Source organism: Pseudovibrio axinellae (genome assembly GCF_900110875.1).
GTDB lineage: Bacteria > Pseudomonadota > Alphaproteobacteria > Rhizobiales > Stappiaceae > Pseudovibrio > Pseudovibrio axinellae.
The window spans coordinates 364,524-390,814 of sequence record NZ_FOFM01000003.1; the positions used below are offsets into that span (position 1 = coordinate 364,524).

Annotated in this window: 24 protein-coding genes; 15 read left to right on the forward strand and 9 right to left on the reverse strand. The window is 49.8% G+C overall.

The genetic code is table 11. The annotated features are described in order from the left end of the window. The first annotated feature begins 88 nt into the window (after positions 1-88). From BMZ51_RS10190 to BMZ51_RS10200, 3 genes are all read left to right on the forward strand, one after another. A complete protein-coding gene (locus BMZ51_RS10190) occupies positions 89-838 on the forward strand; it encodes an ATP-binding cassette domain-containing protein (protein WP_175485017.1) in 750 nt (249 codons plus the stop codon). Next, positions 831-1,646 (forward strand): metal ABC transporter permease, encoded by an 816-nt coding sequence (locus BMZ51_RS10195; protein ID WP_068010007.1) that lies wholly within the window; start codon positions 831-833, stop codon positions 1,644-1,646. The genes BMZ51_RS10190 and BMZ51_RS10195 overlap by 8 nt, the downstream gene beginning before the upstream one ends. A gap of 90 nt (positions 1,647-1,736) precedes the next feature. Continuing rightward, complete coding sequence (locus BMZ51_RS10200; protein WP_068010006.1) at positions 1,737-2,177, forward strand: Fur family transcriptional regulator; 441 nt, start codon at positions 1,737-1,739, stop codon at positions 2,175-2,177. Here BMZ51_RS10200 and BMZ51_RS10205 read toward each other — a convergent pair. Continuing rightward, positions 2,163-2,912: a hypothetical protein gene (locus BMZ51_RS10205; protein WP_068010005.1), complete on the reverse strand. Its 750-nt coding sequence runs from the start codon at positions 2,910-2,912 to the stop codon at positions 2,163-2,165. The two genes, BMZ51_RS10200 and BMZ51_RS10205, sit on opposite strands and share 15 nt — an antisense overlap. 252 nt (positions 2,913-3,164) lie before the next feature. Continuing rightward, entirely contained in the window at positions 3,165-3,965 is an 801-nt protein-coding gene (locus BMZ51_RS10210) for a response regulator transcription factor (RefSeq protein ID WP_068010004.1), read from the reverse strand. 97 nt (positions 3,966-4,062) lie between these two features. Here BMZ51_RS10210 and BMZ51_RS10215 point away from each other — a divergent pair, with 97 nt between their 5' ends. Then, complete coding sequence (locus tag BMZ51_RS10215) at positions 4,063-4,710, forward strand: TetR/AcrR family transcriptional regulator (RefSeq protein ID WP_068010003.1); 648 nt, start codon at positions 4,063-4,065, stop codon at positions 4,708-4,710. A 61-nt stretch (positions 4,711-4,771) separates the two neighbouring features. Here BMZ51_RS10215 and BMZ51_RS10220 read toward each other — a convergent pair whose 3' ends face one another. Together BMZ51_RS10220 and BMZ51_RS10225 are read right to left on the reverse strand one after the other, a co-directional pair. Further along, positions 4,772-5,053 carry an SCP2 sterol-binding domain-containing protein gene (locus BMZ51_RS10220; protein WP_068010001.1) on the reverse strand — a complete coding sequence of 94 codons (282 nt, stop codon included), beginning with the start codon at positions 5,051-5,053 and terminating at the stop codon, positions 4,772-4,774. A gap of 186 nt (positions 5,054-5,239) precedes the next feature. After that, complete coding sequence (locus tag BMZ51_RS10225) at positions 5,240-5,602, reverse strand: cupin domain-containing protein (protein ID WP_068010000.1); 363 nt, start codon at positions 5,600-5,602, stop codon at positions 5,240-5,242. Positions 5,603-5,716: 114 nt separating this feature from the next. On the opposite strand from BMZ51_RS10225, the gene BMZ51_RS10230 reads away from it, so the two are divergent. The 3 genes from BMZ51_RS10230 to BMZ51_RS10240 all read left to right on the forward strand — a co-directional run bounded on the left by BMZ51_RS10230 (position 5,717) and on the right by BMZ51_RS10240 (position 10,678). Continuing rightward, positions 5,717-6,421: a pseudouridine synthase gene (locus tag BMZ51_RS10230; protein WP_068009999.1), complete on the forward strand. Its 705-nt coding sequence runs from the start codon at positions 5,717-5,719 to the stop codon at positions 6,419-6,421. Positions 6,422-6,925: 504 nt separating this feature from the next. Continuing rightward, positions 6,926-9,595, forward strand: coding sequence for a bifunctional acetaldehyde-CoA/alcohol dehydrogenase (adhE, locus tag BMZ51_RS10235; protein ID WP_068009997.1), 2,670 nt, complete (start codon positions 6,926-6,928; stop codon positions 9,593-9,595). Between the two features lie 441 nt (positions 9,596-10,036). Beyond that, positions 10,037-10,678 (forward strand): DUF1062 domain-containing protein, encoded by a 642-nt coding sequence (locus tag BMZ51_RS10240; RefSeq protein WP_068009995.1) that lies wholly within the window; start codon positions 10,037-10,039, stop codon positions 10,676-10,678. A gap of 72 nt (positions 10,679-10,750) precedes the next feature. On the opposite strand, the gene BMZ51_RS10245 is transcribed toward BMZ51_RS10240, so the two are convergent. After that, complete coding sequence (locus tag BMZ51_RS10245; RefSeq protein WP_068009993.1) at positions 10,751-12,136, reverse strand: aminotransferase-like domain-containing protein; 1,386 nt, start codon at positions 12,134-12,136, stop codon at positions 10,751-10,753. Between the two features lie 117 nt (positions 12,137-12,253). Here BMZ51_RS10245 and BMZ51_RS10250 point away from each other — a divergent pair, with 117 nt between their 5' ends. Then, positions 12,254-13,129 carry a DMT family transporter gene (locus BMZ51_RS10250; protein WP_068009991.1) on the forward strand — a complete coding sequence of 292 codons (876 nt, stop codon included), beginning with the start codon at positions 12,254-12,256 and terminating at the stop codon, positions 13,127-13,129. A gap of 51 nt (positions 13,130-13,180) precedes the next feature. On the opposite strand, the gene BMZ51_RS10255 is transcribed toward BMZ51_RS10250, so the two are convergent. Then, positions 13,181-14,182, reverse strand: coding sequence for a succinylglutamate desuccinylase/aspartoacylase family protein (locus BMZ51_RS10255; RefSeq protein ID WP_068009989.1), 1,002 nt, complete (start codon positions 14,180-14,182; stop codon positions 13,181-13,183). A 155-nt stretch (positions 14,183-14,337) separates the two neighbouring features. On the opposite strand from BMZ51_RS10255, the gene BMZ51_RS10260 reads away from it, so the two are divergent. The 5 genes from BMZ51_RS10260 (at position 14,338) to BMZ51_RS10280 (ending at position 20,172) form a co-directional block, all read left to right on the forward strand. Beyond that, positions 14,338-15,135, forward strand: a complete 798-nt coding sequence (locus BMZ51_RS10260; protein ID WP_208979411.1) for a class I SAM-dependent methyltransferase — start codon at positions 14,338-14,340, stop codon at positions 15,133-15,135. 141 nt (positions 15,136-15,276) lie between these two features. Beyond that, on the forward strand, positions 15,277-16,464 hold the full coding sequence (locus tag BMZ51_RS10265; RefSeq protein WP_068009988.1) for a cation:proton antiporter: 1,188 nt from the start codon (positions 15,277-15,279) through the stop codon (positions 16,462-16,464). A 121-nt stretch (positions 16,465-16,585) separates the two neighbouring features. Further along, complete coding sequence (locus tag BMZ51_RS10270) at positions 16,586-17,170, forward strand: TetR/AcrR family transcriptional regulator (RefSeq protein WP_068009985.1); 585 nt, start codon at positions 16,586-16,588, stop codon at positions 17,168-17,170. Positions 17,171-17,821: 651 nt separating this feature from the next. Continuing rightward, a complete protein-coding gene (locus tag BMZ51_RS10275; RefSeq protein WP_139201371.1) occupies positions 17,822-18,073 on the forward strand; it encodes a hypothetical protein in 252 nt (83 codons plus the stop codon). 569 nt (positions 18,074-18,642) lie between these two features. Further along, the gene (locus tag BMZ51_RS10280) at positions 18,643-20,172 is read left to right on the forward strand and encodes a DEAD/DEAH box helicase (RefSeq protein WP_068002915.1); all 1,530 of its coding nucleotides are present in this window, start codon (positions 18,643-18,645) and stop codon (positions 20,170-20,172) included. An 85-nt stretch (positions 20,173-20,257) separates the two neighbouring features. Here BMZ51_RS10280 and BMZ51_RS10285 read toward each other — a convergent pair whose 3' ends face one another. Beyond that, entirely contained in the window at positions 20,258-20,653 is a 396-nt protein-coding gene (locus tag BMZ51_RS10285; RefSeq protein ID WP_068002913.1) for a cupin domain-containing protein, read from the reverse strand. 78 nt (positions 20,654-20,731) lie between these two features. After that, on the reverse strand, positions 20,732-22,138 hold the full coding sequence (gene mgtE / locus BMZ51_RS10290; RefSeq protein WP_068002910.1) for a magnesium transporter: 1,407 nt from the start codon (positions 22,136-22,138) through the stop codon (positions 20,732-20,734). Between the two features lie 264 nt (positions 22,139-22,402). On the opposite strand from mgtE, the gene BMZ51_RS10295 reads away from it, so the two are divergent. Further along, the gene (locus tag BMZ51_RS10295; protein ID WP_068002907.1) at positions 22,403-23,518 is read left to right on the forward strand and encodes an extracellular solute-binding protein; all 1,116 of its coding nucleotides are present in this window, start codon (positions 22,403-22,405) and stop codon (positions 23,516-23,518) included. A 153-nt stretch (positions 23,519-23,671) separates the two neighbouring features. Here the strand turns inward: BMZ51_RS10295 and BMZ51_RS10300 are convergent, their stop codons facing one another. Next, a complete protein-coding gene (locus tag BMZ51_RS10300; RefSeq protein WP_068002904.1) occupies positions 23,672-25,282 on the reverse strand; it encodes a BCCT family transporter in 1,611 nt (536 codons plus the stop codon). A 32-nt stretch (positions 25,283-25,314) separates the two neighbouring features. On the opposite strand from BMZ51_RS10300, the gene BMZ51_RS24075 reads away from it, so the two are divergent. Then, positions 25,315-25,524 (forward strand): hypothetical protein, encoded by a 210-nt coding sequence (locus tag BMZ51_RS24075; protein ID WP_068002900.1) that lies wholly within the window; start codon positions 25,315-25,317, stop codon positions 25,522-25,524. The last annotated feature ends 767 nt before the right edge of the window (positions 25,525-26,291 follow it).

Here is a 26,291-nt window from a genome sequence, read left to right on the forward strand (position 1 = left end):
GTAACAATATTACATAACATATAACGGCCATCCACCTTCGTGGTGCTGACCACGGCGAGCTGAGGTGCCTATCGTGCAACTGATTGAAATGGACGGAGTTGGGATCAAACGGCATGGTCGCTGGCTGATTCAAAACATCACATTAAGTGTAAAGTCAGGTGAAATAGTAACGCTCATCGGACCCAACGGTGCTGGAAAAAGCACAACTGCGAAAACTGCATTGGGTGTCCTCAAGGCAGACGCAGGAAAGATCAAACGCAAGGCCAATCTAAAGGTTGGCTATGTTCCTCAAAAACTTGCAATTGACTGGACTATGCCGCTGACGGTGCGCCGTTTGATGAGCCTTACAGCAAAGCCAAGCTCTGAAAAAATCGATGCAGTCCTTGAGAAAACAGGGATCTCTCATCTCATTGATTCCAATGTTCAGCAGCTATCTGGAGGAGAGTACCAGAGGGCCTTGCTGGCACGAGCAATCCTGCGTGACCCGGATCTTCTCGTGCTCGATGAGCCAGTGCAAGGAGTAGACTATGCAGGTGAGATCGCACTTTATAATCTAATCCTGAAAGTCCGGGACGAACTGAATTGCGGAATTTTGCTGATCTCGCATGATTTGCATGTGGTTATGGCACAAACAGATACCGTTGTTTGCCTCAACGGCCATGTATGTTGTAGTGGGGCGCCAGAACATGTAGCAGCTTCAGACGCTTACAAACAACTGTTTGGGGATTCTGCCTCTAAGTCTCTGGCGATCTACCATCATCATGACCACAATCACTTAGGTGATGACACGGTCGTTCCGTCCAAATGGGATAAGGGGGATTGCTGTGATCATGGATGATTTTGTTGTCAGAGCAATGCTGGCTGGCATCGGCCTTGCCTTGGTAAGCGGTCCGCTTGGTTGCTTTGTCGTATGGCGACGTATGGCGTATTTCGGCGATACAATGTCCCACTCTGCACTTTTGGGCGTTGCACTTGCTTTTCTATTAAACATCAATCTCATGCTGGGCGTACTGGCGGTTACGATATCTGTCTCGTTGTTTTTGCTGATTCTTCAAAAGCGGGGCTCTCTTTCGACAGACGCTTTGTTAGGCCTTCTCTCGCACTCTGCATTAGCACTGGGAATGGTTCTCATTGCCTTCATGAGCACAGTTCGATTTGATCTGCTCTCGTTATTGTTTGGCGATATTCTTGCCGTCGGCAAGGTGGACATAATCACCATTTACGCCACAGCTGCGGTGATCTTGGGGCTAATGTACTTCCTATGGAGGCCGTTGCTGGCGTCCACTGTAAACCGGGAGCTGGCAGAGGCTGAAGGCTACAATCCAGACCTGACACAACTTGTCTTTATGGTGATGATGGCGGCAGTCATTGCGATTGCTATGAAGATTGTGGGCGTTTTGCTAATCACAGCGCTTTTGATCATTCCAGCTGCAACTGCGCGCTGGTTCGCAAAAACACCAGAGCAAATGGCGATTGCCTCTTCAATTATCGGTGTTGTGAGTGTTGTTCTTGGGCTTGAGGGATCTTTGCAATTTGACAGTGCTTCTGGACCTTCCATCGTCGTTGCCAGCTTGTGCCTGTTTGTTCTTTCATTGTTTGCGTCCTCTCTGGTAAACCGGGTACTGCACGTGGACCGAAAGCGCTAAGCCTAGGTCGTCTAATGATTGGAAGTTTTGGGATTAAGTGCTCACAAAAATAACTGATTAGAGCGTAGGGCAGGTGAGCGAGACCTACAGATGAGCGAGCGAGCAATGGCAACAGCAGAGTTGAAGCTTACAAAAAATCAGAGTCTGGTACTGGATTTGCTGTGTGCATCAGATGCGCCAATGAGTGCATACTCCATTTTGGATCAGCTTCGTTCAGAAGGTCTTCGTGCCCCATTGCAGGTATATCGCGCACTCGACAAGCTTATCGGGCTAGGGGTGGTCCACCGCTTGGAGAGCATGAATGCCTTTGTAGCGTGCGCTCACCCGGCTTGCCATTCTGTCGAAATGGTTGGTTTTGCTATATGTGAGTCCTGCGGTAAGGCGCTGGAATTCGCGGATAATGACGTTGTCGAAATTTTAAGCGGTTGGGCCAGGGCAAACGGTTTTGACGCGAAAACTACGTCCGTTGAGATTAAAGGGACTTGTGAAGCCTGCCAAAAAAAAGAGATCATACCGTCAGGAACTAAGTGAGAACCGGCGCCTAAGATCAAACAAACTCGGTACATCACTCTCTGTGTGATGCAGCTCAGACGGCTCGATCAAGTCCCGAGAAATCCAGTTAGTTGTATATAGTGGAGTTTTTTGAGGTCTTTTGGATGGGTGGCTACCAAATCCGCTACCATCAACAAGGATGAGATCTCTGGGCAGTTTTCGTCGAAGTTCCGAGAGGCTGGAAAATAGTAAGGACCTGTCTTTGCTGCATACCTGGAGCCCTGTTGCTCGCTCTGCCAACCGCGCAAACATATCCGGAAAAGCGCTGGTTCTTTCGCTTACAACATACCTCAGAAAAATGCCGGGCGAATAATCACCGAATAAGCTTATGATATCCTCTTCCGGGTGCACCTCGCCTACATTTCGAAAGGGGACATATAGAGCATTTTCGTTGTTATAAAACGCCTCATGACTCACTGTATTGAAGTGACCTTGCTGTTTGGAAGAAAAGGCAACACTGGATGCGCTCGATTTAGCCTCAGCAGCGTCGTTTATAACTTGTAGGCCTCCGTCATACAGTGGGTCACCATACGCCAGCACAAGAGCGCCTGAGATGCGCTGGAAGCTCTGATCAAACTCCCTATCTGGTAATGGGCCAACGCTTAAGAGAAGATCAGAAGCGACAAGGGTACGTGTGGGAATTGGGCAAATGCCGCCATGATCACTCCAGATGACCTCAAGGTCACTCAAACTGGCAAAGTCGCTTAGCTGCACAGTTTTCTAGTCCTCTTTAATAGGAAGCCCGGCCTTGGGTGCGGACAGGTCCATATTGCGGAAAAACTAACGTCACGGCAAGTGAGCTGTCGGCGGAAAAAGGTGATTTGGGAAAACAAGCTACTTGCTGTGGCAAGAGCGCTACAGCAACGCCAACTGTTGGACTTGTCGTTGCTGTAGCCTCCGCAAAAGGAAGGAAAAAGCTCTGTGGCGAGGGAGCGGGATTCTCGTCACACAGGTGTGCGGTTCAAGTTACGGGGCAGCAACATACGTTGTATGCAAAGAGCCAGCTGGCGTCACACCTGCACCCGCAATCTTATAATCGTTTCCAGCGCGGCGTGAATTAGATTTGGCATTGTTCGCTTTCCGACTCCCACCGCGATAGTCTACATTGATGCCAAGTTCATTGATCATCGCCACAAGTTGAGAGCGGGAATAGAAGCCCAAAGTGCTCAGCAATGCCGATACGTGATGTTTGACAGTTGCTTCAGAGATGCCGAGCTCATGAGCGATCTGTTTGTTCAACTTACCTTCTTTCAGGTATGTCAAAATTGTAGCCTGACGGCGTGTTAAGTTAGCAAGACCCTCGTAAAAGTCGATACTAAAGGTCGTCTGTGCTTCTTCTTCATCAGTGTCTATTTCGACGGTGCCACCAGTCAGAATGGCCTTGAAGACAGAGAAATCTGCGGTCTTGGGCACAGCGGCATTCGCGCCACTTGCAATAAAGTAATCAGACAGGCCCGGGTTATCTTGCTCAAGCAGCATAACAAGGCTGGAAATCTCGTAGGTTTCCAGCAATGCGGATGCGGTGCCTAGACCCGGTGCGCCTTTCATGCGTGGATTCACGAGCACAACCGCAGAAGGGTGAAGTTCTACCCAGGTCTGTAGCTCGGAGAAACTCTTGGTCACAAGAACATTCACTCCGTGGCACTCATTCGAGTAGATGCTCGCAAGTGCTCTGGAAAATGCCGGATGTGGATCACCGATAATGACAGTGTGCATGGAAACCTTCTCCCTTAGGGTTCCAACAGTGGTCTGACGCTCCCGATACATAATTTCTCCTCCCTAAACTATGCACTACGTGTTTCGTCGTATCTCTTGAAAAAAATACATGCATATGGTTTTTTTACAAGCGTTGTTGTGAGGGGCCATGCAAAATAATTTTCAAGACATCAGTCAAACGCGAAAAACTACTCAGGCAGAAAAAAGTGATCGCATGCGGAAGGAGATCCTCCTTGCTGCTATTTGTTGTTTGCACGAATTCGGCTATCACCGTGCATCTATTAAGAAAATTACTGAAAAGACCAGATTTTCTCAGGGTGCGCTGCAACATCATTTTCCGACAAAAGAAGACTTGATGGTCTTTGTTTTGCAAAGATTGCTCTCAAAATCCGTACGGTTAACTTTAGAGTGGTTGAATGAAATCAATGAGGATAAAAGCAGAATTTCTGAGCTAACTATCAAATGGTGGACGAATCAGGCGAACTCTCCAGAGTACCTCACCATGATGGAGATTCTTGTTGCAGCGCGAACAGAGGACACGTTGCGTCGCCGCATCAAACCCACTTTTGACAACTTTGCAAGAGTCACGGATGACCGTATTCTGGCGATATTTGATAGCAAGAAAATCAGTCAATCAACTGCACGAACGCTTATCTCAGCCTCCCGTCACATAATGACTGGGCTGATTACTGCAGATGGATTGTTTATGAAGGAAGAGGAAAAGCAGGCCTATATCGAGCATTGGGCCGTGTTTTTACAACAGCTTTTTGAGCGCAAAATGCAAGAGCATGTGTAGACTTTAGTCTATATAGCATTCGGGCATTTAAGCCCGAACGCAGAATTTATCACAACTGTTTTTAGATCAGTTGGCTCAGCTTCATAGCAATGCTCATGTCACCATCAATAGTGAACTTGCCTTGCATGAATGCAGCTGTTGGGTCCAGGTCGCCAGCAACCAGAGACTGGAGGTCCTCGAAGGAAACACCGATGGTGCAATCAGCTTCCTGATTGTCAGTGGAGATTGAATTACCATCAATCACCAGTACGCCTTCGTCGCCACAATCAAACTTGATTGAGTTACCAAAGTCGCTGGCTTCAACCTTGCCCTTCAAGTTGTTTACAATTGCTTCCATGCTCATTTTTGCTCCCTCCATCTGCTAAATTGCAGTGTTTGATAAATTTTGACAGGTGCCTATGATGTATTTCATAACTCACTATGTATTACGCAACAGGCATCTTGTTAACGTAAGCGTAATCCACTGCGCGGCGATTGTAAAGTCATCAGATTGCGCTTCTTTCGGTTAACGTGTGCTGCCTTAGTAGGGTTATGAAACTAACTGATCAGCGATGCTCTTTGTTTTCTCTGTGACAATGTCGCCAGTGTGCTTTGTTGAGACGGGCTCGGTTAAGACAATCCAGCACTCTTCATCTGCAACAAGGTTATGCATGACGCCTTTTGGCACGACGTGAAAGTCGCCTTGATTCAGTTTTAAGCTGTTGTTCTCGTACTCAATAGTGAGGTTTCCCTTCACTATGTAGAAAAGCTCATCTTCGCCATCGTGTTTGTGCCAAGCGAGGTCGCCTTTTACTTTCGCCACTTTTACGTACTGATCATTTACCTGAGCGACCACTTTGGGGGACCAATATTCAGTAACGGTTTCAAACTCGGAAATAAAATTTCCAACCATTAAATGCCTCGTGTGCTTAAACTACTTATTGCATATGGGGAGGTCAGCTAAACGACACAATGCCTTGTGGTGCATATCCGTTGACCTTTGCTAATGAGGCGCTATAAGCGCCGCATGAATAGTCCCAGTGCACCTTTTATATACGCCCCTCCAACGTCTCCCTTCCTCACGGTTGTCCATCATGATGAGCAATTATTGGTACTCAATAAGCCAAGTGGATTACTGAGTGTTCCGGGGCGAGCCGAAGCGCATAAAGATTGCCTGGAAGCGAGGGCACAATCCATTTATCCAACGGCCACAACAGTGCATCGACTGGATATGGATACCTCCGGCTTGCTTGTCATGGCTATGAACAAAGAGGCACACAGGCATGTTGGTCTCCAGTTTGAAAAGCGCATGACGCGCAAAACATATATTGCACGTATCTGGGGGCACCCCGGTGATGATGCGGGAGAAGTTAATCTCCCGTTACGCTGTGATTGGCCAAACCGTCCCAAACAAATGGTTGATCATGAGTTAGGCCGTTCTGCGTTGACGCGATGGGAAGTAATGAGCCGCGAGGAAAAGACGACCCTAATGAAGCTGATGCCAGTTACGGGGCGCTCACATCAACTCCGTGTTCATATGCTAGCACTGGGGCATCCGATTGTTGGAGATCGCTTATATGCAGAAGGTGAGGCACTCTCATTCTCCGGCCGTCTGAATCTGCACGCTCAAACACTTGAACTACGGCACCCAATTGGTGGGGAGTACAATACCTTTACTGCGGCTTGCCCATTCTTCGATTTAGGACCTTCAGCTGAAGGGTGTATTTGCTAAATTTGTAATAATTAGTCCTATTACATAGGTGTGTTTCCGTGCATTGTGCATGTGGTCCACGCATTAAGCAATCTATAAGTGTAATTGCCGACAGGAAATTCGCTTTGAAGGCACTTTCACACACATTAGGTCAGTAGACTTGTCCTGATGACTGCTCTCTTATTATATATATGGCTGTATTTAGGTAACTAATTGAAAAATAACATTAATATAGCCCACGTTAAATAGGGTAACTGTATGCAGAATTATACAATATGCGCCAAATAGCCTTATTTTAAAGGTGAAGCCGCCCTATTTGTTCAAAACCAAAGATCTAAAAGCTGGGTTTTATGACACCCTATTCATATATCTCAGATTTTTGACTTAGGTCATGAGCTACGTGGCAATTTTGACCCAATAATACCTGCGTTGAACAGAAGAACGGCTTCCTCCTTTAAGCTGTTTTGTGACAAATATGAACAGTGTGTCACGTTTCTGCTTCGGATTTTGCCTACGGAGAAGCACATGCCTGTAACTAATCGCGAAGAATTAGACGCCCTGGTCGCTCGGGTTAAAAAAGCACAACGAATCTACGCAACATACACTCAGGAGCAGGTAGATAAAATCTTCCGCGCAGCCGCGTTGGCTGCAGCAGATGCTCGTATCCCACTCTCCCGCATGGCGGTTGAAGAGACAGGTATGGGTGTTATGGAAGATAAGGTTATCAAAAACCAGTTTGCATCTGAGTATATTTATAACAAATACAAGGACGAGCGGACCTGCGGCATCCTTGCTGAAGATGAAACCTTCGGAACAATCACCATCGCTGAACCGACTGGTTTGATTTGCGGTATCGTTCCAACGACAAACCCAACCTCTACCGCTATCTTTAAAGCACTCATTTCTTTGAAGACCCGAAACGGTATCATCTTCAGCCCGCACCCACGTGCAAAGCTGGCAACCAACGAAGCAGCTCGTATCGTACTGGAAGCAGCTATTAAAGCAGGTGCGCCAAAAGACATCATCGGCTGGATCGATGTTCCAACCGTGGAACTCTCCAACGCTCTGATGACACACGAGGAGATCAACCTGATCCTTGCAACCGGCGGTCCAGGCATGGTGAAGGCTGCTTATTCCTCCGGTAAACCAGCGATTGGCGTGGGTGCCGGTAATACACCAGTTGTCGTTGACGAGTTCGCTGATGTGAAGCGCCTTGTTGCCTCTGTTCTTATGTCCAAAACATTCGATAACGGTGTGATCTGTGCATCCGAGCAGTCTGTGATCGTCGTTGAAGAAATCTATGAGCAAGTTAAAGAACGCTTTTCTAGCCATAAGGGCTACATCCTGAAAGGCAAGGAACTGCAAGCTGTTAAAGACGTGTTGCTGAAGAACGGCGCACTCAACGCAGCTATTGTTGGTCAACCAGCAGCCAAAATCGCTGAAATGGCAGGCGTAAAAGTTCCAGAAGACACAAAAATCTTGATCGGCGAAGTCTCCGAAGCAAGTGAAGCGGAAGCCTTCGCACACGAAAAGCTGTCTCCGACTCTGGCTATGTACAAAGCCAAGAACTTCGATGCTGCATGTGACATTGCTGAGAAACTGGTGGTTATGGGTGGTATCGGGCATACCTCCGTATTTTACACCGACCAGGACCGCTGCGAAGATCGTGTCAAAGAGTTCGGTCGTCGCATGAAGACCGCTCGTATTCTTATCAACTCTCCGGCCTCTCATGGCGGTATTGGTGACCTTTACAACTTTTCCCTTGCTCCTTCCCTCACACTGGGTTGTGGCTCTTGGGGTGGTAACTCCATCAGTGAGAACGTTGGTCCCAAGCACTTGATCAACAAGAAGACTGTTGCGAAGCGAGCTGAAAACATGCTGTGGCACAAACTGCCAGAATCCATCTACTTCCGTCGTGGCTGTCTGCCAATCGCTTTGGGTGATCTGGAAGGCAAAAAACGTGCATTGATCGTAACAGACGGCTTCCTCTTCAAGAACGGTTACACAGACGAAACTGTACGTGTTCTAAAAAGCCTTGGTATGGAAACGGACGTCTTTTACGAAGTAGAAGCAGACCCAACACTTTCCACCGTTCGCAAAGGCGCAGATCTGTGTAAAGCGTTTAAGCCAGACGTCATCATCGCAATTGGCGGCGGCTCTCCAATGGATGCTGCAAAGATCATGTGGGTCATGTATGAGCATCCAGAAGTCGACTTTGCAGATCTGGCTTTGCGCTTCATGGATATTCGTAAACGTATCTACAAGTTCCCTAAAATGGGTGAAAAAGCCAAGATGGTTGCTATTCCAACCACCTCTGGTACCGGTTCTGAAGTTACTCCCTTCGCGGTTGTAACGGATGATGAAACCGGCATGAAATACCCAATCGCTGATTATGAACTTACACCAAACATGGCGATTGTTGATGCTAACCTTGTCATGAACATGCCAAAGTCTCTTACAGCTTTTGGCGGCATCGATGCCATCACCCATGCGACAGAAGCTTACGCCTCTGTTCTGGCTAACGAATACTCCGACGGGCAGGCTTTGCAGGCACTTAAACTGCTGAAAGAGAACCTGGTTGAATCCTACGAGAAAGGGGCTGAAGCGCCCGTCGCTCGTGAGAAGGTTCACAACGGAGCAACGATAGCCGGTATCGCGTTTGCAAACGCATTCTTGGGTGTTTGTCACTCTATCGCTCATAAAGTAGGCGCTGCCTTCCATGTGCCACATGGTCTGGCAAACGCGATGCTGATTTCTAACGTGATCCGCTACAACGCGAACGATAACCCAACAAAGCAGACAGCCTTTTCTCAGTATGATCGCCCGCAAGCAAAGTGTCGTTACGGTGAGATTGCTGACCATCTTGGTCTGACCGTTCCCGGCGATGACCGTGAGGTTAAGGTTGAAAAGCTCGTTGCGTGGATTGAAAGCGTTAAGAAGTCTCTTGAGATCCCTGCAAGCTTCAAAGAGCTGGGTATTCCTGAGGACTTGTTCATGGCGAAACTCGATGAAGTCGCAGTAGAAGCGTTTGATGATCAGTGCACTGGTGCAAACCCGCGCTACCCATTGATCGACGAAATCAAACAGCTCCTTCTCGACGGTTACTACGGTCGCGTCTATGTAGAGGGCCGCGCGGAGGATGTTGTAGACCTTGCTCAGGAAAAGGCTAAAAAGGCGACTAAAGCGAAAGCTTAAGTCCATAGCCAAAACTGCAAGCTAAACATTGCGGCTCGAAAAAAGACCCCGGGGCATCAGCTCTGGGGTTTTTGTTTGCCCACTAAGTAAGAGTTGCGGCAATGCCACAGCAAGCTTCAGGAAGATGTCGTAGCGTTCAAAGTCTATTCCGTTAATTAACGTGTTTTGCTAGGGATTACTGCCTAGTTTAACAGTGTGAGAAATCAATTTTGCCTTTGTAATTACCGGTCTCTTTTCGTCTATCATTGTTCCGCAAAAGGCATTTTTGCGGCGCGTTTTCTGTTGCGCGGATGGTGGCATGAGACCGGTTTGGCCTCGTGATTTCTGGCACGATCCCCGAGCACTACTGCGTGCTGCTTCCTATAAAATCCTGAGCCTTACCGTGTGCTGTAACGGCGTCATGCTGAGCATCCGCTTTTTGACAAGTGGAAATCTAAAAGCATGTCGAAATCGCTTAAATGCGTCTGGACACTTCAACCAGAAAACCCACCACACCCGATTATTCCCTGCAAGAGCTGCGGTGTTTTAAAACCCTTCACGCCATCGGGGAAGTTCCGCCTGAACGCAAATGGCACCAAACTGGATGCCTGGCTTATCTACAAGTGCATGACCTGCGATGCCACATGGAATCGCCCGATTTTTGAACGCCGCAACCGCAAGCAAATCGCTCCGGACCTATTGGAAGCACTGCAAATCAATTGCCCAGAGCAAGTGAAAAGGTATGTATTTGATAGAACGGGTTTGCCTGCCATCGCTATGCAAGGTGAAACCACCACCACCGTTCATAAGCAAATTGTTGAGGGCACGCTGCAGGACTGGACAGACCTTGAGATCACGGTGAACGCAATAGTGCCCGTCAACCTGAGACTGGACAGATTACTTGCGCAGGAGTTGGGGGTGTCACGAAATGCCCTCAAACAACTTGCCAAGCATGGTGGGCTTTATGCCGGAAACGGTCAGACTCTTCAATTGAAGAAACCTCCTAAAGACGGCACACTTATCCGTGTTCAACTTTCAGCCGAAACCGCGATCAAAGCTCAATTAAACTCAGCCTTGATCGCAATTGAGCACGTAAGGTCGTGACACTAGCCACAAGCTCCTGGAGCAAAACTTTGGGAGCTTGTCGCGCACCACAGTTAAGCAGCCAGAACCCCATTAAAGATCGCACATCAGTCCTCTTAGGATCTCATAGGTTTCTGGTGCTCCCATCTGGCTTACGTTAAATCGCATGAAGCGGCCCATGGATTGATTTGGGCTGAAGACATCTCCCGGTGCAAGAACCATGTTTTGTTGCAAAGCAGCCCTTGCAAGCTCTGCGGAGTCTATGCCCTCTGGAAGCAAGCACCACAAATAGAAGCCGCCTTCGGGCATTAGCCATGTCTGGAAGCCTAGTTCAGCCAGATTGGCGGAAACTGCACGCCGTGCTTTGGCAAGGCGCGCTCGCAAGGCCTCCATGTGCTTTCGGTAGGAACCATCACTCAAACAGGTATAAATCAACTCAGTAGCAATTGGGCTGGGCCCGCCGAAATTCGTTGCAACTTGCAGGTCGACGAGTGCCTCAATCCACTCTGGTTTAGCGGCAATGTAACCGCATCGTACAGAGGCAGAAAGCGTTTTGGAGAAGCTACCGAGGCGGATGACACGATCAAATCCGCCTAGTGCAGCCAAATGTGGCGTTGGCTGAGGCAAAAACTCTGCAAACACTTCATCCTCGACCAATATAAGGTCGTGGCGCGCTGCAATTGTCAGGATTTTGTGCGCACTTTGCGCAGAGAGGTTTACGCCTGTTGGGTTATGCAGGGTGGAGTTGGAGATATAAAAACGAGGCTTTTGCTCTATGATTGCTTTCTCAAACAACTCCAGATCAACGCCCGTTGTGGTGTACGGCACGCTCACAATCTCGACCTGATGCGTTTTTAAGATTGCTTGGAAGTTAAAATAACACGGATCGCTGACAAGAACGCGGTCTCCCGGTCGCAATAAAAACCGGCAAATCAGGTCAAGCGATTGCGTGCCGGATCCGGTCAGAAGAATTTGGTTTGGATTAACCTCAATTCCCTCTGTTGCAAACTGTCGAGCCTGTAGGCGTCTAAGGTTGCTCGCCCCTCTTGAACTGGCATAATCACTGAGCAGCTGATCCTCCGCCTTGCTCAAGTGGCGAATAGCTTTGCGCAGTGAGGCATTTGGCATCCAGTCCGCAGGCATCCAGCCACAGCCGGGCTTAAGCATATCAGGCCCGGAATCCAACGACTGACGCGAGACCCAGAAAGGATCGATTTCCCGGTCCAGGTGCGGACCTATCTCTGAAACAGAAAAGGGTTGCGTCTTCGGGGAGACATAAAACCCTGACCCTTTGCGGGCAAAGATTATTCCCTCTGCGGCAAGGCGATCATATGCCTCGACAACCGTGGAGGGGGAGACATTCATGAGCGAAGCGAAGCCGCGTATACTGGGAAGTTTCTCGCCTGGTTCCAAGGCACGACTGCTGACTTTACTGCGGACTGCCTGCATTACCCGCTGCGTTTGCTGACCGTAACCCATGTGCTCATCCAATGACTGTATTGTTAATTGTAATAGTACAGTTTGTTTAAACTGTATTGTTTTGTGGCTGTTCTAGCAACCCTTGCTTTTGTTAAAAAACATAAAAGGAGAACAAACATGCAAGTGTCGGTAGCGCAACGAAGTTCAGCAGGCTGGGGAAGTGGCCTGCTTGGTGTCTTGATTTTCAGCGGTTCACTGCCAGCAACACGAGTGGGGGTGGCGGGGTTTGATCCATTCTTTCTCACATCTGTTCGTGCTGTGATTGCCGCTCTGCTAGCTATGGCCTTTCTGAGTTTCTTAAAACAACCGCTTCCAAAGCGGCATGATATATTGTCCCTGGCAGTCGTAGCCCTTGGTGTGGTGGTCGGGTTTCCGCTGCTTTCTGCACTTGCCTTGCAACAAATGAGCGCTGCACATTCACTCGTTCTTTCGGGACTGTTGCCGTTGTCGACGGCAATTTTCGCTGTGTTTAGAGCCGGAGAAAAGCCAAAGCTGCTGTTTTGGGTCTGTTCCGGTTTAGGAAGTCTTGCAGTTGTGATCTATGCGCTTTTGCATAGCTCGGGAGGTCCAACCCAAGGGGATCTGTATATGCTGGTTGCTGTCGTTGTTTGCGGGCTTGCATATGCTGAAGGTGCGACCCTTTCCAAGAAACTGGGAGGATGGCAGGTGATTTCTTGGGCTCTTGTTCTAGCGTTTCCGGTAATGTTGCTCGTGGCACTTGTGAGTTGGCCAGTTGAGTTGCCAGACATTCATTCTACCGCATGGATTGGACTTGCTTATATCTCTGTCTTTTCCATGCTTATCGGGTTTGTCTTCTGGTACCGAGGACTAGCACTTGGTGGTGTTGCTGCTGTCAGCCAGTTGCAGCTTTTACAACCGTTTTTTGGGTTGATGCTTGCAGCCGTTTTGCTGCAAGAGCAGATCTCACCCGCAATGATTGGAGCGACACTCTTCGTAGTTGCTTGTGTCGTCGGCGCAAAACGAAATGCTTGAGTCAGAATAAAAGAGCAGGCCAGAGCTTTTTGGCCTGCTCCGAATTGAGTTCTACACGCGGCGCAGCAACTGGACGAGAGTTGAGCCAGGCTCGCGCAACGGAGAGGTGCACACAGAAAGCACACGTCCATCACACGGTGCTGTATGCTTGGCGGTGATATCTCCAAACGCATTTGTCATGGTCGCCAGTAACTGGCCCTCAGTGACATCTTGATTGATCTGCACCAAAATACGTGCAAAGCCACCGTGATCAGCTTTGATTGTCACATCATCATTACCCACAAAGCTCTCAATGCCGAGCAGGTTGATCCGTCCCTCAATCATGCCGTAGTCGATCATAGTGTTCAAAATACCCTGAACCCCGCGCTGGGTCATATCGGGATCAAACACATTGGCACACCCTAGCTCAACTGTGAGGGATGGGATGCCTGCCAATACTAGTTCTGTTTCAACTGAACCATCGATACCATCATCCTCCAGGATCTGATCTGCCGGTTGCAGGGCCGCCAAGCGTTGTACCTGCTCATTGCGGTAATCAGCAAAGAGAAACAACGGAAACGCCGTGCCAGTTGATTGCGTATGCAAGTCCAGAAAAATGTCGGTATTGCCGAGGTAAAGATTATGCCAGAGCGCATAAGAAAAACGGCTGCCCGCATTGGAACTTGTCGCATCGCCCGGCATCATCCGGTTCAGGTTGGTCAATGTTTGCGTGTCGTTCTGAGATGGGAAATGGCGGGACGCAAGCTGCATGCCAGGAGGGTTTGCTCCAGGAACCATAACCACAGTTCCCTTTAACTTATCAGGGTCCAGATGCGGCAGAAGCTGGTGGATTACATCCACGCCCTGAACCTCATCCCCATGCAAAGTGGACTGCACGAAAAGTTTCGTACCCGCTTCAGATCCCTTGACGACAATAACTGGGACACGGTGGTAATTGCCCAAAGAGTCTGTTGTCGCCTTAAAGAAGAAATGGTGTTTGCCAGCAGGAAGCTCATCAACGCTGAGCTTTTCAATTACGCGGACACCATCAATCACATCATTTGTAGTTTTCATGGCGCAAACTTACCCTGCCAACATTACGAGGGACAAGTGAGTTTACATCAAACATCACACCCGTGTTCATAGAGGGCACCCCAAATGTTGCCTCCTGATAGGCAGACCAGCGAATACTAACAATAACTTGCGAGTCTACGTTGTATTGTATACGTATGTATTCAATAAAGGAGGCGACCATTACCCTTTCAAGCAGACAAGCATTTTTAGGCCTGCAAAAGATATATGATCATGCCCGGCCGCGGTACCCGCAAGAGGCGCTGCACTGTATCGTTCAAATGCTGCACACCATTACAGGGGATGAACGTGGGAGCCTGCTCGATGTTGGGTGCGGCACCGGCATATTAACACGTCAATTGATCAAGCTGTCACCGCGATCTGATTTTACAGGATGCGACATCAACGTGGATATGTTGTCTCAGGCAAAGGTGATGGATCAGAGCACTGCAATTTCATGGCACCAATCTTGCGCCGAAGAGTTGCCATTCGGCGATGATGCCTTTCACATGATCACAGTCGCGCAGGCAGCTCAATGGTTTGAACGCCCCAAATTCTACGGTGAAGCTCGCCGCCTCCTGAAACCTGATGGATACCTTGTCATCATCGAAAACAACCGGCAGTTGGAAGACTGCGCTTTCATGGGAGCCTATGAAACACTGATCGAGATGTACAACACCACTTACTCCAGAGACTATCGGCGTTTCGACTATGCCCACGAGATGCATCAAGCAGGTTACCGGGATGCAAAAACGCAGTGCTTTGTTTGGGAGCGCGTTATGCCCCGCGATGTCTTTGTCGATATGGCAAAGTCCTCTTCAAAAGTTCAGGCAGCAATCAATGCAAGTGAGGGGAAATTTCTTCCTGAGCTCTCTGAACTCATCTGCGAGCACTGGCAGGCTGGGGAACCGGTGACGATCAAGTATACAACCCAGGTCTTTTGCGGGCATTGCTAAGACTATTGAGATGCTCGCACAAATCTCTCCTTAGTGCTTAAATCAATGAAAAGACAATCTTCATAAACTGCGTGGACATGACACTCTGGTTGAGACCTGCTGGCAATGGCTCGTGGGCGCTGCCTTAGGTGAAACGGCCAAATGATCTATCAGAATCTGACTGTAATTTTCGCAGTGGTTTTTTTGTACAGCGTGACGAGCCGGTGGCTGGAACAAAAGCCGGTGAACGGGGCCTTGCTGTTTTGCATCATCGGCTTTCTCTTGGGCAATGATGGGTTGCAGTGGTTTCAGGTTAAGTTGAACAACGAAACAATTAAGACTCTGGCAGAACTGGCTCTGGCCATTGTGCTTTTCACTGATGCAGCCAACACTAACCTTAAAGTTCTAAAAGAAAATATCGACCTGCCCAGACGTCTGCTCCTGTTTGGCCTGCCGCTTACGATCCTGCTTGGTATTGGTGCAGGCCTTGCATTGTTGCCGGGGCTACCTGTCATCGAGGTGGCTATTCTGGCTGCGTTGCTTGCCCCAACAGACGCAGCGCTGGGCAAAGCAGTTGTGACCGACCCCGCAGTTCCACCGAAGATCAGGGGAACACTGAACGCGGAAAGCGGGTTGAATGATGGTATCTGCGTGCCAATTGTTTTCACTTTGTTGCCCATTGCAGAAAACCCCGAGCTCATATCTGCTTTGAACAAGATGGCAGCCAAGTTGCTGGCGCAGCAGATTGGCCTTGGTGTCATCATTGGCATTGGTATTGCACTCGTCGCTGGGCAGGTCATAGCCTATTCCTTCAAAAGCAAAGAACAATCCAAAACCTGGGAGCAGGTTACAATTGTTGCGCTGGCAATTTGTTGCTTCTCCATAGCTCAGCTTGCTGGCGGCAGTGGGTTCATCGCCGCATTCGTCGGCGGCCTCACTTTTGGCTGGTTGGACAAGCCCTACAAGAAAAAGCTTTTAGATTCAGCTGAGGGAGTAGGAGACACTCTTTCTCTAATGACGTGGCTCATTTTTGGAGCTGCTATCATTGGCTCTGTGCTGCACACGTTCACTTGGGAGATACTGCTTTACTCCATTCTCAGTCTGACACTCGTAAGGATCTTGCCTGTTTACCTCGTCTTGCACGGCGAACCTTTAAAGCTCCGCGAAAAGCTCTTTATTGGCTGGTTTGGCCCGCGAGGATTGGCCAGTATCGTCTTTGCCATTGTTGTCCTGGATGCAAACCTTCCAGGAAGCTCGGTTATTGCCTCCACTGCCGTGACGACCATAGGGTTAAGCGTTATCTTGCACGGCTTAACCGCGCATACCTTCATCAAAGCCCTCAAGAGTTGAGGTTTTGCAGCCTCTCTTTTTGCGAAATCTCGTCTATTGTCGCGGCCGCTCCATAGGCTTCCTGTAGAAAATGACAGGAACTTGATTGACAGAGGTCCACCAAATAATACATGCAAGTATCATGTTAGTTTCGCTAAATATCACCACGCGTGACAAATTGCTGGAAGCAGCCGTTCGCGTGCTCAACGTTCAGCCAAGGGCCTCTCTGGCAGATGTCGCGCAGGCAGCAGGCGTAAAACGTGTCACGCTCCACCGGGTCATTGGCCTGCGAGAAGACCTTCTGCGCGACGTCGCCTTGCGTGCTCTGGAGCAGCGCGAACAGGCCAGCGCAGCAGCGATCAAAGGCAAGCGCAAAGCGTTTGAGCAGCTTAAAGCAATAGTGGGGGCGTTGGTGCCCTGTGCAAATTCATGCCACTTTCTTTGGACGAACCCCGAAGTGTTGAGTGACCCGGAAATCGCACCGGAAATAAAGCGCCATGATGCTCAGCTCGCGAATTTGATTGATCGCGCAAAGGGCGAGGGCGAGATCCTCTCATCAATTCCAAACAGCTGGATTATCACTTCTCTGGATGCAGTGCTGTATGCGGCGGCAAACACCGTTGAAGCTGATGGTATTTCCATCAATGAGGCGAGCTCACTTGCAATCCAGTCTCTGTTTGGTGGCATATCCAAACGTGTAAAAGGCTTACAGTTGGCCCACGACTAACTGTCAGACGAAAGCCCGCCAGCAAACGCAAATACGACCAGTCTTTGCTTGCAAAACTAACACTTATGAGAGACGCCTGTTTATATGCCTCAATCACCGCATGGTATGCCATGCAGTGTAGAACTGAGCCCGTGAGGGAACGGGGTGGGTAAGGCGGGCAGGCAATACCTGCGCTACTTATTAAATATAATTCTTCGGCATTGGCTGATCGCCTTACCCGGGCGTTTTTGTATGAAACAAGGTCTCCACCGAAAGACATTGGGAGCAGGCACTGTCAGCAACAAACCCAGTTGCCAAAGGCAAATGCGAATATTGATGAAAGCTAAACGCCTGCCAGTGTAGACGCCCATCGGGTGACCAGCTTCCGCTTGGTCCCTGCACTAAAGACTTTCAAGGGGTGTTTCAACGAACCCGCCAAAAGATGCGTTATGTCTTCTGGTAGCTCCGCCCAGCCCGCGCCGCGCTGACGGTCGCTCCGCCAGCTGCCCGTTTACGCGAGCACAGACTAAGAATAGGGTAGGGGCGTGCTAGGGGAATAAGTTTTTAAGCGCTCCATTGCTTCAACTTCTGCTCTCCTATGGTGTTTCTCTGGCTTTTTTGCAATGTTCGTATTGCTTCCTTTCAAGACATTTATTCATGGCAGAGACTTTCATGACCTTGATCGTAAATTCAAATGAACGACCGCATATGCTTAGTCAATTGTGCGATTGGTTTGTGCAGGAGTGGGGCGAGCTGGATCCGTTTGATGTACGGCACGGGCATGTAAAGACACCCAGTCCTTTGATTGCACTTGATGAAAAGAAGGAATTGATCGGCGGGCTGGCATTTACGATTGCTGCAAAACCTCGAATTGATGAAAAAGCCATATGGATTAATGCGTTGTTGGTTGCGCCCAAACACTGAGGGAAAGGCGTCGCCACGAAGCTTATAAAGGCAGCAGAAAACGCGGCCACCCTAAACAATATAGCTGAGCTTTTTGTGCATACACAGTTTGCAGGCCTGTACTCAGCCAAGGGGTGGAAACTGCTGGAAACGAAAGAAGACAGCTCAGTTTTGACCAAACCAATGAAACTGAAAGTCTAGGTTTGTCCGTTTCACAGTGCTTGCTATTTTGTGGGTTTCTCTGTATTGCATCCTTAACGCATCTTCGCCAATGGCTCTGCCACGGCTGAATTTGCCTCCCTGCTGTTTCTGAAAATACAGAAATCAGCCATGCTCGAGCGGGATATTGCACGGGCACGCACCGTGGTCCGAAGCGCTTGAGAGGCATGCGTCTCACAATTTTCAACGGACTTCATTCAAACGAAGCTTTGTAGCTGTTGGCCCCAAACCGCCACAGAACATACTCATGGCTTCTATAATATAAGCCGCTGTACAAGAGTTTTCTTGCGCGGGCGGCAAGAGTGGGCTGCATCTGACTAACCTCAGATACGTGCAGCACGCTCTCACATGTCTTGAGAAAGAAAAGAATCTTGAAAACTTTTGCAGACGCAGGTCTTGCTGAACCAATTCTTCGTGCTGTGACAGCACAGGGTTATGAGAACCCAACCCCAATTCAAAGTGAAGTTATTCCGGTTATGTCCGCAGGCGAGGATGTCCTTGGCATTGCGCAAACCGGTACCGGTAAAACTGCAGCCTTCGTGCTGCCGCTGCTGACGCAGCTGGCGAAAGAGCGCAAAAAGCCAGAGCCGCACACCTGCCGTGCGCTCATTCTTGCGCCAACCCGCGAGCTTGCATCTCAGATCGCTGAAAGTGTACGCACCTACGGCCAGTTTATTGGCCCATCTTTTGCTGTCATTTTTGGTGGTGTAAAGCACGGCCCTCAGCTGCGCGCGCTTTCCAGAGGTCTGGATATCGTTATTGCAACACCAGGTCGCCTGGAAGATCATATGAGCACTGGCGGCATCAAGCTGAGTGCAACAACAACAATCGTTCTGGACGAAGCAGACCAGATGTTGGACCTTGGGTTTGCCCCGGCGATCCGCCGTATCCTGAGCAAACTGCCTAAGCCACGTCAAACAGTTCTGCTGTCGGCAACCATGCCAACGCAAATCCGTAAGCTGGCGAAAGAGTTCCTGAACAACCCGAAGGAAATCTCCGTTGCGCCGGTCTCTCGTCCAATCGAAAAGATCGAACAGTCCGTACGTCTGCTTAATGCCAGCGCAAAGCGTGCAGCGTTGCAAGAAATCCTTTCTGAAGCTGATGTAGAACGCGCCATCGTCTTCACCCGCACAAAACGCGGTGCAGACCGGGTCAGCGGAAATCTGGAAAAAGCAGGCCTTTCTTCAGCAGCGATCCATGGCAACAAAAGCCAGCGCCAGCGCGAAAGATCTTTGAACGGATTTAAGGACGGCTCTGTTAAAATCCTTGTGGCAACCGATATCGCTGCCCGCGGTATTGATATTGACGGTGTCAGCCACGTGGTCAACTTTGAGCTGCCAAACGTGCCGGAAGCGTATGTTCACCGTATTGGTCGTACAGCGCGAGCAGGCAAAAGCGGCATAGCGATCTCACTGTGTGATCAGACAGAACAGCCATATCTGCGCGACATTGAACGCCTGATTGGCCGTAAACTCGCCACCGGTGACAGTGACTGGGCTCCAGGCACACCAGAAGCAGAATACGACCCGGCAACAGAACCGCATCGTTTGAAGCGTCATAAACGCCCACAAAACAACCGTCGTCGTACCGGTGGTGGTAATCCTCGTTCAGGAGCAGCCAATGGGCGATCCGCTGGGGGGAATGGTGGTCGTCCAGCTGCTGAAAATGCTGGTGAAGGCGCCCCGCGCTCTGCACAGCCAAAACGTGGCCCATCCAAATTTGCAGCGGGCGGAAAGCCGGCTGCAGGTGGTGGTCGTGGCCGTCCAGGTAAACCAGGCGGCAAGCCAAACGGCAACGCAGGCGGTAGAAATGCATCCGGCGCAGGTGGTCGTGGTGGAGCAGCACCAGCTGCAAACCGCCAACGTCGCTCCAACCGCTCAGCACCAGCGGCGCAGCGTTAAGGCTCTGTAAGTAACAACCTAGCAAAACACCGGGGCCCTCAAAGGCTCCGGTGTTTTGCTAGGTGCTCATCAAACCGCACGTGGATCAGGCTGTGTCTTCATCAGCCCGCGTCACAAAATTTGCGGGTGAGACGATCTCGATCAACTCAAGGTCTTCAGAATGTTCGATTTCGCGATGACGGATACCTGCAGGCTGCACAACGCAGTCTCCCGGCCTTGCTGTGTGGACCCCGTGACCTTCATATTCGAACCGGACCCAACCTTTCAGCACATAGTAAAACTGAAAGGAGCAATCATGCACATGCCACTGCCCGGTCGCATTGTGCCCTTCGCGTGCGCGGATCACATGGGCAACCACATTTCCGTTGGTTGCCTCTGCCACTCCTAAATCGCGGTACTCAAAATAACTGCGCAGGCCTCCTGCCTCAAACTGCGCGCTCTCCCCTTCGCTGTGGCTAAATGATTGTTGCTCGGTTGCCATGCTGATCCTCCCCCAAAAAATTAAAAGGTAGTAGGCAGCGTTTTGAGAGCCGCGTCAATCACTGTTAATCAGTTCCGCCTAAAGGTAGAGAAAGCTGGCGATGGTGAAGTAGACAAAAACCCCAAGGACATCATTGCTGGTGGTGATGAAAACACCCGTCGCCGCAGCAGGGTCAATGCCGAGCCGGTCCAGCACCACAGGCACAGTTGCCCCCACCATGGCTGCAATCGTGGTGACGATAGTAAGCGAAAGGGCCGCCGTCAGCGCAAGCCATGCCGGCGCATGAATTTCAAAAACAAGGGCGCCAATGCTGATGAGGATTGTGAGTACGCTGCCAGCGATGATGCCGTTGGAAAGTGCTCCGCAAAACTCCTTCCAGAGTCGGAAAAGCGTACTAACCGTCCAGATTGACCCTGTCGCAATGCCCTGCACAGCGACAGCAGAAGCCTGTAGGCCGGAATTGCCTGCAATGGACATGATGACGGGTATAAAGGCAGCCAAAATCGCAGCCTTTTGTAGCTCCTCCTCAAAGGAGCCTACAACAAGCGCAGCAACGGCAGAGCCAATCAGCCCGGTTATGAGCCAGGGCAAACGCCCTTTTATGATGCGGCGCACCGAGTCAGATGGGCGCGCTTCAGGCGAAACCCCACCCATGAGCATCAGGTCTTCAGACAGCTCCTCACGTGCAATCTGGTCCATTTGCTCAGTCGTAATCCGGCCAATCAGCTTTCCGCGAGCATCAATAACAGGCATTGAGGAAATCTGTCGCTTCGCCGCCTTTCGCAAAACCTCTTCCTGATCCATTTCCGCTGAGACCGCCAGCACATTGGCATCCATAACATCGCCAATGCGGGCACTTGGTTCAAGCGTAAGCAACCGTGTTACATCCAGTCGCCCGACCAAACGGTGTTTGGCATCCACGACAAACACCGTGCGAAATCGCCCCACCAGATTGTATTGGCTCTTGATCGCTGAAATTGCTTTCTTCGCCGTATAATCTTCACGAAATGCCACAAACTTGCGGCTCATAACGCGCCCGGCGGTATCCTCACCATGGCGAATGCGTTGCTCAAATTCGGTACGCGCATCCAGTTGTGGCACGATGATATCAAGAAGGCTCTTTGGAAACTCATCCAGCGTGTCGGCAAGGTCACTTTCTTTTAAAGAGTTGAGGATCTCGACCAGGCGTGAAGTGGTTTCGTCCTTCAAAAGCTCTGCGCGAAAATCCGGATAGAGTTCCGCAAGGATCTTTGTGGAAGGGCGGATAGGCAGCAAGGAGAAGAGCTGACGCGCTTCAGGTAAGGGCAGGCCGGTCAGCAGCTGGAGAAGGTCAGTGGGAGACCATTTTTTGAGTTGCGCGACAAGTTGCGTTGTCTCATCAGCACGAAGCAGGTGGCGCACATACTTAAGCACTTGTTTGTTGTGTTCCTGTGCACTTGCATCAGTCTTACTGCTCCACTGGAGTGGCACTTTTCTTTTCGCCATCCGCTGTACTTTCCGCTTGTGCCGTTACTCTACCTGAGCAGAACATGCCCCATGCAGGTAAATCTCTCGCTAAAATCGTGTGAGACCGTCTGCACGGTTATATAGCTAAAGTTTTCAAAGAATACATGACGCCACGGAGAGATAGCCTTCATAAAGTCTAAGCTAAGAGGGACCACAGGCAGGCATTGTGCAAAATAACAAGCCTGTTAGGCGAGGCCGCAATGCAGCGTCAACTGCAAGAATAGCTCTCAGGAAAGATGTTTCATGTTTACCCGGATCACCCAAAAACCAAACACTCAGCTTATTGCTGCGTTGTTTCTTTCGTTTCTGGCAGCCGGTTTTCTGATTAGCCCCTTGAAGGCTCAGGATGGAGCCGCCCAGACCGCACCTAACATGGTGCTTACTGGCGCAGGCTCCATGTACCCAGACGTCTTATTCAATGAGACCCTGCTTTTATTCAAAAAGTCCAATCCTGATGTCCAGGTAAAATATGAGCCGATAGGCAGTGGCGCGGGCGTGCTAGCGCTTGAAGAGGGCAAAATCGAGTTTGCGGTCTCCAGCGCACCTCTTGAGGCAATCTTGACGCAGGATGTTGATATGGATGCAGAAGAGGAGCCGGTACCACTAAACGGAAAGCTTCTGGAGATTCCGATTACAGTAGGCATGCTTGGCATTCTCTATAACATCAAAGGCGTTGGCCACCTTAAACTTACACAAAACGGGCTTGCCGGAATCTTCGATGGCGCAATCAAGTACTGGAACAACAGTGAGATTCAAGATGCGAACCCGGACCTGCGACTTCCAAATTTGAAAATCACGATCATCGGACGCAGTGACGCCAGTGGGGCAAACTATGCCCTTTCAAGGCACTTGCTTTCAGCAAAAGGTGAATGGTCAGGAAAGGCTGAGTCCATTTGGCCACCAGCTACGCTTCCCAAGGACGCTATTCTCGTTCCCAGTTCTTCTGAAGTTGTCACTAAGCTGAGAGAAGTGAACGGTGCAATTGGCTACGCCCCGTCCGCATTTGGGAGCACACTTGGCATCCCCATGGCCCTAATCGAAAACAAAAAAGGAAACTTCATTGGCCCCTCACTATACGCTGGTGAAGCCGCGATCGATGAAATTGCAAAGAGCAAGGACCCGCTCGCGATCGACGAAATCCCTAATCCTGAATCGCCCGGTGCCTATCCGATTGTTTCACTGTTTTGGCTGGTCACGAATAATGTCTACTCCGATACACAGACAGGAAAAGTCGTGCGGGATTATGCAAAGTTTATCTTAAGCGGGCAGGCGAGAGGCGCAGCTATCTCATCGGGTTATATACCGCTGCCAGACAATTTGCGCGCACAGGCGAAGAATCTGGCAGGAACCATAAAGTAGCTGCTGTAAGTGAAGCATAGATTCTTGTATATTTTTGCAGTCTTGAAAACAAAAGAGCTGCGAGTGCACCTAAGCAATCGCAGCTCTTTTGACTTAATCGCTGAAATTCAGTCGATTTGAGAAAACGTCGAAAGCATTTCCGACGCCTTAGAATTATCGAGGCTCGCTTTGAAGGCCTTTGATAATTGCATAACAAGCACCCAGCAACACAATTGCAAACGGGAAGCCGGTTGAAACCGTCATCGCCTGCAAGCTGGAAAGCCCGCCGCCAAGCAGCAGTGCAATCGCAACAAGACCAACCAGAGCTGCCCAGAAAATACGCTGCTGTACTGGAGAGTTCACCTTGCCACCTGCGGTGATCGTATCAATCACCAGCGAACCTGAGTCCGAAGATGTCACGAAGAAGGTGATAATCAAGATGACACCAAGTACAGAGGTGATCTCTGCCAGTGGCAGGTTGCTCAGCAATTCAAATAGCTGGATCTCAGTCGCAGCACTGGCAATTTTGCCGAGTGTGCTTGTGGTTTCAAGGTCGATTGCTGTGCCGCCAAAGGCAGTCATCCATAGAGTTGTCACAACGCTAGGAATGATGAGAACGCACATCATGAATTCACGAACAGTACGGCCACGGCTAATACGGGCAATGAACATGCCAACAAAAGGTGCCCATGAGAACCACCAGGCCCAGTAGAATGTCGTCCAGCCTTGGCGGAAGTTGTCATCAACGCGGCCAATCGGATTAGACAACGCCGGTAGGTACTCAAGATACGCTTCAAGGTTCCAAAACAGGTTCTTCAAGATTGTCAAAGTAGGCCCTGCAAGCACTACAAAGCCCAACAGAAGAGCTGCCGTAATCACGTTGAAAGTAGAAAGGTGCTTGATGCCTTTTTCCAAACCAAGAACAACCGAACAAAGCGCAATTGCAGAGATCGCAATGATCAAAATGACTTTGGTTGTTGTGGTTGATTCAATGCCAAACAGGTGTTGCAAACCAGCGTTCGCCTGCTCTGCACCAATACCCAAAGACGTAGCAAGACCAAACAAGGTCGCAAATACGGCCAGAATATCGATGACGTGACCAGGCCAACCCCAAACTCGTTCACCCAGAATAGGGTAGAAAATGGAGCGGATCGTAAGCGGCAAGCCTTTGTTATAAGAAAACAACGCTAAACCGAGAGCGATCACAGCATAAGTCGCCCATGGGTGCAAAGCCCAGTGGAAGATCGTCGAGGCCATTGCCAGTCGTTCAGCTTCTGCTCCGCTCAGCGCTTCGCCGCCCAAAGGTGCCCAACTGCTGCCAGAGGTAATGGAAGAGAAGTGCCCGATTGGCTCAGCAACGCCGTAAAAGACAAGGCCGATACCCATGCCAGCTGCAAACAGCATGGAGAACCATTCACTATATTTGAAATCTGGTTTTGCATCTCTGCCGCCGATGCGAACCTTTCCTAAAGGCGAAACGATCAGGAAAAGGCACAGCAACACAAAGATATTGCCGGCAATTAGGAAAAACCAGTCGAAGCTAGAGGTCAGCCATACACGTAAATCGCCAAAAACAGGGCCGATAGCGTCTTTGTAGAGCAGTGTGATGGCGACGAAAATCGCAATAGCAATGCTTGAAACTGTAAAAACGATATTGTGAACATCGAACGCAACACCCGCAATGCGAGGGGTGATGTTGTCCTGTCCAATCTCATAGTCTGTATCAATAAGGGTACTCGGCCCTTCGGGGGCCGGAATGAGGTCTGCGCAGGTTTGATCAGTCATACTGTTCCTGTTTGTTTGCAGAACATCCACGCATGCAGCGTTACCGCGCACGGTACGTAGATAAGGCAGCTCAACAAAGAGCCAAGATCCGCTTGTTAACCACCTGCCGCGAAAGCTCATGGGCGAGCATCAATGATCACTGCCAGAAAGTCGGCTTCACGCAAACAATGGAAGAAGCTGGCAACGCGGTTACCTCCATGGCGGAGGCACAGATGGATAGCGATACCAAACAGCGAAAGTGATCTGGCCTCTTAAAAAGCCGACGCTGATATTGATATAATAGGCACCGCTTGGTGTGCGCGAAACTTACAAATTTATGCACATGGCACACAAGCGTATTACTGCGTATGCGTGCTTGCTGCATTTTTGAAGTGTTTGAAGACTGTAATATATGGCGTTTTCGAATCCATCATCGCGCAGATAGAGGTCGAAACCGTATTGACGAAAGAGCGTTCGATAGCGGGCAAACTGGCAGGGCAAAGCAGAGCAGCCCCTTGTTATAAAGAGATTGAGTGCCATATCTCTAATATGCAGCGTGGCCTGACGGCACTTGCTAGGTGCGCTGGAAGGCCAATTAAGCGAAAATCAATGAAGCCACATCAGCAATGCACCTTCCGTTAAGGTGAGTTTGTGACGCTGTATTTGTCTGTTAAAGTTGGTTTCAGAATTGGAATGGCGGGTTTCTGCCGATTAGGAATGTTTTACACACGGGGAGGTGATGTTTCTGTATTTTCTGACATTTTTGGGTTGACGGTGAGCACGCTCAGGCCTATAACCCAGCTCATCGAGAGCGACGGTGCTGCCGGCGACGGAACGCTTCGCTCTTGAGTTACTCGAAAGGATTGATTGCTTAGGTAGATTAGAGATGATCTCAACTAAGTGATTTACTCTTTTGAGTATAGGGTGAGAGCCCGGTTCATTGACAATTGAATATGATAGGAAGAGAAACGTGGACGGCGGTTATTCGCGAGTAGCTTGGCAACAAGTTACTGTTACGGAATAACTGACA

What these genes read in the sequence shown, in the direction of transcription:
- BMZ51_RS10260 (WP_208979411.1), top strand. Translation starts at nt 14,338, where the DNA reads ATGTATTCAATAAAGGAGGCGACCATTACCCTTTCAAGCAGACAAGCA.
- BMZ51_RS10245 (WP_068009993.1), bottom strand. Translation starts at nt 12,136, where the DNA reads ATGGGTTACGGTCAGCAAACGCAGCGGGTAATGCAGGCAGTCCGCAGT.
- BMZ51_RS10295 (WP_068002907.1), top strand. Translation starts at nt 22,403, where the DNA reads ATGTTTACCCGGATCACCCAAAAACCAAACACTCAGCTTATTGCTGCG.
- BMZ51_RS24075 (WP_068002900.1), top strand. Translation starts at nt 25,315, where the DNA reads ATGCAGCGTTACCGCGCACGGTACGTAGATAAGGCAGCTCAACAAAGA.
- BMZ51_RS10230 (WP_068009999.1), top strand. Translation starts at nt 5,717, where the DNA reads ATGAATAGTCCCAGTGCACCTTTTATATACGCCCCTCCAACGTCTCCC.
- BMZ51_RS10215 (WP_068010003.1), top strand. Translation starts at nt 4,063, where the DNA reads ATGCAAAATAATTTTCAAGACATCAGTCAAACGCGAAAAACTACTCAG.
- BMZ51_RS10270 (WP_068009985.1), top strand. Translation starts at nt 16,586, where the DNA reads ATGTTAGTTTCGCTAAATATCACCACGCGTGACAAATTGCTGGAAGCA.
- BMZ51_RS10225 (WP_068010000.1), bottom strand. Translation starts at nt 5,602, where the DNA reads ATGGTTGGAAATTTTATTTCCGAGTTTGAAACCGTTACTGAATATTGG.
- BMZ51_RS10210 (WP_068010004.1), bottom strand. Translation starts at nt 3,965, where the DNA reads ATGTATCGGGAGCGTCAGACCACTGTTGGAACCCTAAGGGAGAAGGTT.
- BMZ51_RS10195 (WP_068010007.1), top strand. Translation starts at nt 831, where the DNA reads ATGGATGATTTTGTTGTCAGAGCAATGCTGGCTGGCATCGGCCTTGCC.
- BMZ51_RS10240 (WP_068009995.1), top strand. Translation starts at nt 10,037, where the DNA reads ATGTCGAAATCGCTTAAATGCGTCTGGACACTTCAACCAGAAAACCCA.
- BMZ51_RS10220 (WP_068010001.1), bottom strand. Translation starts at nt 5,053, where the DNA reads ATGAGCATGGAAGCAATTGTAAACAACTTGAAGGGCAAGGTTGAAGCC.
- adhE (WP_068009997.1), top strand. Translation starts at nt 6,926, where the DNA reads ATGCCTGTAACTAATCGCGAAGAATTAGACGCCCTGGTCGCTCGGGTT.
- BMZ51_RS10190 (WP_175485017.1), top strand. Translation starts at nt 89, where the DNA reads ATGGACGGAGTTGGGATCAAACGGCATGGTCGCTGGCTGATTCAAAAC.
- BMZ51_RS10250 (WP_068009991.1), top strand. Translation starts at nt 12,254, where the DNA reads ATGCAAGTGTCGGTAGCGCAACGAAGTTCAGCAGGCTGGGGAAGTGGC.
- BMZ51_RS10275 (WP_139201371.1), top strand. Translation starts at nt 17,822, where the DNA reads ATGACCTTGATCGTAAATTCAAATGAACGACCGCATATGCTTAGTCAA.
- BMZ51_RS10300 (WP_068002904.1), bottom strand. Translation starts at nt 25,282, where the DNA reads ATGACTGATCAAACCTGCGCAGACCTCATTCCGGCCCCCGAAGGGCCG.
- BMZ51_RS10200 (WP_068010006.1), top strand. Translation starts at nt 1,737, where the DNA reads ATGAGCGAGCGAGCAATGGCAACAGCAGAGTTGAAGCTTACAAAAAAT.
- BMZ51_RS10265 (WP_068009988.1), top strand. Translation starts at nt 15,277, where the DNA reads ATGATCTATCAGAATCTGACTGTAATTTTCGCAGTGGTTTTTTTGTAC.
- BMZ51_RS10285 (WP_068002913.1), bottom strand. Translation starts at nt 20,653, where the DNA reads ATGGCAACCGAGCAACAATCATTTAGCCACAGCGAAGGGGAGAGCGCG.
- BMZ51_RS10255 (WP_068009989.1), bottom strand. Translation starts at nt 14,182, where the DNA reads ATGAAAACTACAAATGATGTGATTGATGGTGTCCGCGTAATTGAAAAG.
- mgtE (WP_068002910.1), bottom strand. Translation starts at nt 22,138, where the DNA reads ATGGCGAAAAGAAAAGTGCCACTCCAGTGGAGCAGTAAGACTGATGCA.